The sequence below is a fragment of the Luteimonas suaedae genome (assembly GCF_008312895.1).
GTDB classification, from domain to species: Bacteria; Pseudomonadota; Gammaproteobacteria; order Xanthomonadales; family Xanthomonadaceae; genus Luteimonas; species Luteimonas suaedae.
Window position 1 is genome coordinate 1 of record NZ_VSSP01000030.1, and the last position, 5,523, is coordinate 5,523.

2 protein-coding genes are annotated in these 5,523 nt (G+C 70.9%); both read right to left on the reverse strand.

Features of this window, described 5'->3' with window-relative positions; all coding sequences use genetic code 11:
* A partial coding sequence (locus tag FXO19_RS18890) for a hypothetical protein (protein WP_223115552.1) occupies positions 1-3,763 on the reverse strand: 3,763 nt, incomplete at its 3' end.
* A 14-nt stretch (positions 3,764-3,777) separates the two neighbouring features.
* On the reverse strand, positions 3,778-5,523 hold a 1,746-nt coding region (locus FXO19_RS18895; protein ID WP_149196666.1), incomplete at its 5' end, for an OmpA family protein.

The following is a 5,523-nucleotide window of genomic DNA, read 5'->3' on the forward strand; positions in this document are numbered from 1 at the left end:
AATAGCTCCCCACAAAGTTGACGAACCAGCCCTTGTGGTCGTAGTCGAAGTCGGTCAGGTCGTCGCTGAAGTCGGTGAAGTTGTAGCCGGCGCCGATGCGGAAGTTGCGGTTCAGGTCGCGGTCCACGCCGACCAGGAAGCCCTGCCGGGTGCCGCCGTCCTTCACGTCCAGCCAGCGGTACTCGCCCAGCGCATGCCACTTCTCGCGCAGCTCGTAGCGGATCTGGCCGGCGGCGAAGGTGGTCGCCGAGTCGAACCAGGCCCCGGTGCCGCGCCCGAACCGCACCTCGCCCTCGCGCCGGGCCAGCTTGGCCGCCAGCTCCCAGTGCTGGTCGATCCGGTACACGCCCTCGAAGGCCAGCACCTGGCTCTTCTGGTCGTACTGCGCCCCGCCCACCTGGCCCAAGGTGGCCAGGTCGTACAGGTACGTGTAGCGACCGAACAGGCCCCAGCGGCTGCTGTCCCACGGCCGGTAGGCAAAGCCGAAGTTGCCCTCGATGAACTTCGCCCCGGCCGCCGGGTTGAGCTCGTCGTCGGTGTCGGCGTAGTTGAACCGCGCCGCGATCCGCCAGCTCTCGTTGACCTTGTGGCTCAGGTGGTTGGTGCTCACCCATTGCGTGCGCCGCTCGGCACCGTCGTCGCGCCGCCACTCCAGCTTGCTGCGCCAGTCGGTCGCCTGCGAGGTGCGCCCGCCGCTGATGCTCACCACCTCGCGCTCGACCTGGTCGCCGGCGCTGTTGGTCAGCTCACCGTCGCTCAAGGTGAAGCCCAGGTTCCAGCCCACCGCCGGGTAGAAGTCCATGCCGTAGGTGTGCACCAGCCCGGACTCGTTGCGGCTCTTGAGGAACTGGCTCTCGTTGAACAGGTTCACCTGGTTGGACAGCCGCCAGCGCTGGCCGAAGGTCCAGCCGTTCTGCCGGTTCGGGTTGAACAGCGAGTGGTACTCGGTGCTGTCGGTGGAGTAGGTGTAGCCGCCGTAGAAGCTGTGCTGCGCGCTCAGCCGGTACTCGCCGTTGACCGTGGCCGCATCGCCGCGGTCGCCGGTGGTCACCTCGGCGCCGATGTTCGACAGGTTGGCGAAGTTGTAGCGCGCCCCCAGGCTGTAGGCGTCGTTGTCGGCGTAGTTGCCGCCATCATCGTCCAGGGTCACCTGGGCGGTGCCGAACACGTCCAGCGCGGTGCCGAAGCGGTGGGTGTAGCGCAGCGCGCCCAACGTGCCGGCGGCCTCGCCGGTGCTGCGCTCCTCCTCGGTGCGCCGGACCTCGGCAGTCACCGCGCCGTCCTCGCTGATCCGCCACTCGCCGGTCACCTGCATCTGCGTCAGCGACTCGCCGCCGCGCTCGGCCTTGCTGTAGCGGGCGTAGATGCCGACGTTGGGCGTGAACTGGCCCAGCACCTCGGCGCCGTGCTCCTCGACCGCCTGGCCGGTGTCGAAGCGCGAGATCGAGTAGCCGGCATCGACCTGCCGCCACCATGCGCCCGCGCTCCAGGCCTGCTCGGTCCAGCCCATCTCCTGGAAGTTGATCCGCGCCTCGACCGCGCTGGCATCGCCCTCGCGCGGGCCTTCCGGGTTGAGCTGGGTGAACGACAGGCCGCCGTCGGTGGAGAAGAACACCGGCGCGCTGGTCGCCTCGGTCTTGCTGTGCTCCAGCTTCAGGTACGTGCCCTTGCCCGCCTGCAGGGTCAGGTCGGCCGCCATCAGCGTGTAGTCCTCGCCGGCGCGGTTCTCGTCCACGTAGGTCAGCCCGACCCCGACGTGGTCGCCAAGCCAGTGCTTGCCGCGCACGCCGGCAGCGATCTCGTCGGCATCGAAGCTCGCCGGCACCCACTCGTAGTCCACGATCAGGCGCTGCTCGAACCCGCCCAGCGGCGTGTCGCGGGTGATCCCGGGCACGTTCTCGAGCGTGTTCGGCAACAGCGGCTTGGCCAGGGTCAGCCGTCCCTGCAGCTCGTCGATCTCGTAGTCCGCCCCGCGCACCAGCTCGATGCGCTGCTCCACCCGCCCGGTGGTCGGGTCGCGCACCTCGATCACCAGGTGCTCCGAGCCCGGCAGCACGTCGGTGTGGCGCAGGTAGAACTGGCTGCCGCCGGTGCCGCGGAACTCGCTGTGGCCCGGCGCGGTCTGCGCCTCGGAGGCGAACACGCGCAGCTCGGTGCTCGCATCGCCCCACGGGTTGGCCGTGCGCGAGCGCCAGTTCAGCGCCGCGCCGTATAGCGAGCGCACGTACTGCGCGTACTCGGTGCCGGTGATGCCGGTGTAGAAGTTGCCCCACAGCGCCTCGTTCTTGTCCCAGTCGGCGCGCAGGTAGAACCGGCCCATGGTGTCGACGTCGCGATAGGTGGTCGAGTCGTCGCCGTAGGTCGGGTAGTACAGGTCCGGGTCCAGGCGCCGGAAGATGTCCTGCGGATCGGCCTGGGTGAAGCCGTCGAACAGGTCCTCCAGCGGCCGGTCCTGGGTGTCGGCCTGGGCGGTGATCAGGTACTTGCCCTTGAGCTTGGCCTTGCCATAGAACGCCAGGCGGCCGTCGCTCAAGATGTCGTCCTCGCGCCCGGCCAGGGCCAGGTCGCGGCCGGGGCCGCTGGCGCTGTTCTCGTAGACCGTCAGGTCGGCCAGGCCGACGCCGAAGAAGTAGCGCCCGCTCACGTCCACGTCCAGCCGGTGCCGGGCCGGGGTGGCGCCTTCGCCGCCCTGCAGCGCGATGTCGAAGCTGTGCTGGCCGACCGGCATCAGGTACTCGGCGACGAACTTGCGCTCCAGGTCCACCGGATAGCTGTCGCCGTTGATCAGCAAGGCGTAGCCGGGCGGCAGATTGCGGCCCTGCACGCGCACGCGCGAGCCGTAGATCGGGATGTTCTGGTAGCGCAGCGTGCTCTCGCCGAACACCTCGTCGACCAGGCGCTGGGTCTCGGCCTGCTCGGTGCCCAGCGCCAGGCCGTGGCTGCGCTCGGTGCTGTCGCGCAACTGCTGGCGGCCGCGCTCGGCCTCGTCCGGGCGCACCAGCTGCAGGCGCCGGGCGTGGGTCTCGTCGATGTTGCCTTCGGCGTCGAACACGCGCAGCACGTAGACCAGCTCGTCACCGACGCGGAAGCGGACATCCGCCGGCAGCACGCCGTCCCACTCGGCCTCGGTCACCGGGGCCACGTCGATCGGCACCTTCGCCAGCGGCCGCACCAGGTCGCCGTCGGTGCCGCGGAACACCGCCAGCTCCATCTTCTCGATGAAGCCGGTGTAGTTGCCGCGCACGAAGAAGCGCACCGGCCGGGTGATGGCGTTGCCGTCGAACGGCACCATGGTCGGCGCCGAGACCGACAGCTCGGGCCGGCCCAGGGTCGGATCCTCGGTCGCCCAGATCACCCCGCCGCCGGGCAGGTACACCGAGAACCGGCCCTGCGCCACGGCGCGGCCCGGCTCGTCCAGGCCGACGCTCACGCGCCGGTCCGGCTGCAGCGCCTGCGAGGAGGACTGCGCACTGGTGCCCTCGGTCACCGGCCGGTCGTAGCTGCGCGTGCGCAGCTTGAACACCAGGCCTTCCTCCGAGGCGCAACCTTCCACGCCGCAGTCCAGCGTCGTGGCCGTGTCACCGTCCGCGGTGCCGTCGCCCGGCGCCGGCTGGCGCAGCCAGGCCTCGGCGTCGGCGGCGTCACTGGTCTGCGCCGTGGCCGTGTCTGTCGCCGGCGGCGCCGGCAGGTCCTGCGCCAGCGCCTGCGAGGCCATGCCCGCCAGGATGCCGATCAGGGCGGTATCGAGCAGCTTCATCTTCATGATCCGGCCCCCTCTCACTTGCGTTCCGGACCGACAGGGGCTGTCGGATCGTTGCTGGACTCCACGCGCACTTGCGCGCGCACCTCGGGACTCAATCGTTCGGCCAACGCCTCGTACACCGCCCGCGCCCGTCGCAGGCCCAGCTCGGCGTTGTAGGCATGGCTGCCGCGCACGTCGGTGTGCCCGACCACCGCGATCGCGCCTCCGCCCATCGCCTCCAGGCGGGCCGCCACCCGGTCGAGCAGCGGCGCGAACTCGGGCTTGATCTGTGCCTGGTCGGTGTCGAACAGCACCGTGCCGAGCAAGGCCCCGCCCTCGGTCACGCCCGCCACCAGGTCGTCGACCTCGGTGTGCACGTTCACCGTCAGCGCCTGCCGGTGTTCCGGCGTCACCTGCGCCAGCAGCAGCTCGCGCACCGCGCTGGCGCGGTCGAAGGCCAGGGCTTGGTGATCGCCGTTGGCGGTGATCACCACCGTGCCGCCGCCGTAGGCGTCGACCTGTTCGGCCATCTTCGCGATCGCAGGCCCGTACTCATCGCGCACCTCGGCGCTGCCCGGGGCGAAGATCACCTCGCCCAGGGTCAGTTCCACGTCCTCGCTGCCGCCGGGGATGACCTCGGCCGGCAGTTGCACGCCGAAGTCGAAGCGCACCGGGATGCCCGGGGTGATCCGCCGCACCAGCGGGTTGTCGGTGGTCAGCGGCGTGCCGGGCGGCAGCGTCGAGGGATCGAGCTTGAGGATGAAGTTGCGGTGGCCGCGGGCGCCGCCGGGCACGTCGGCCAGGTGGTAGCGGCCGTACTGGTCGGTCTCGATCAGCAGCCCGTCCACCGAGGCGATGCGCACCCCGGGGATGCCGCGCTCGTCGAGGCCGGCGTTGCCGATCACGTAATCGACCACCACCCCGCCCTCGCCCTGGGCGATGCGGCGTTCCACGGTCGGGGCCGCTGCGTTCAGGCCCTTGGCCGCCGCGTCCGACTTGTCCACCGTGGCGGTGCCGGCCGCATCCACGCGCACCGTCACGCCCTGGTCGCTGGTGAGCACGAAGTCGTTCGTGAACGTCGCCTCGGTCAGGCGCTGGCGGATCACCACCTGCGGGCCCGGGTCGGCCTCGGACTGGCGGGCGGCGATGGTGCCCACGGTGATGCCGTGCAGCAGCGGCGCGCTGGCATCGGCCACCGGCTCGGCGCCGGCGCCGCGATCGAGCGTGGTCGAGCCGGCGAGGTAAGCGCCCGGCGCGAACCCGCCCTGCACCCGCACCCCGGTCAGGGCCGCGCTGTCCTGCCAGCCGTCGCCGTCGCGGTCGTTGAACACCGTGCCGAAGATCAGGCTGTCGTCGAGCAGCGGATCGGCCTCCACCGACACCTGGGCGGTGGCGGTGTTGGAGATCGCGTTGCCGGCCGCGTCCTGCGCCTGCGCCGTGTTCACCTGGGTGCCGTGGCGCACGCCGGCGCCGACCCGCAGCAGGTAGACGATGGTCGCGCTCTCGCCGGCGGCCACGTCCAGCCCGCCGATGCGCAGCGGCGACTGGCTCGGCGCCAGGTCGAAGGCGTCGTCGCCGTCGTCCACCGCCAGCGAGCCTTCCACGTAGCTGAAGCCCTGCGGCGGGGTGTCGACGACCGTGCTGTCGCGCACGTTCACCACGCCCACGTTCTCCACCGTCAGCGTGTAACGCACCAGGTCGCCGATGTTGGCCGTGCGCACGCCCGCGGTCTTGATCACCCGCAGCTGCGGCTCGTCGGCCAGCTTGTGCACCGTGCCGCA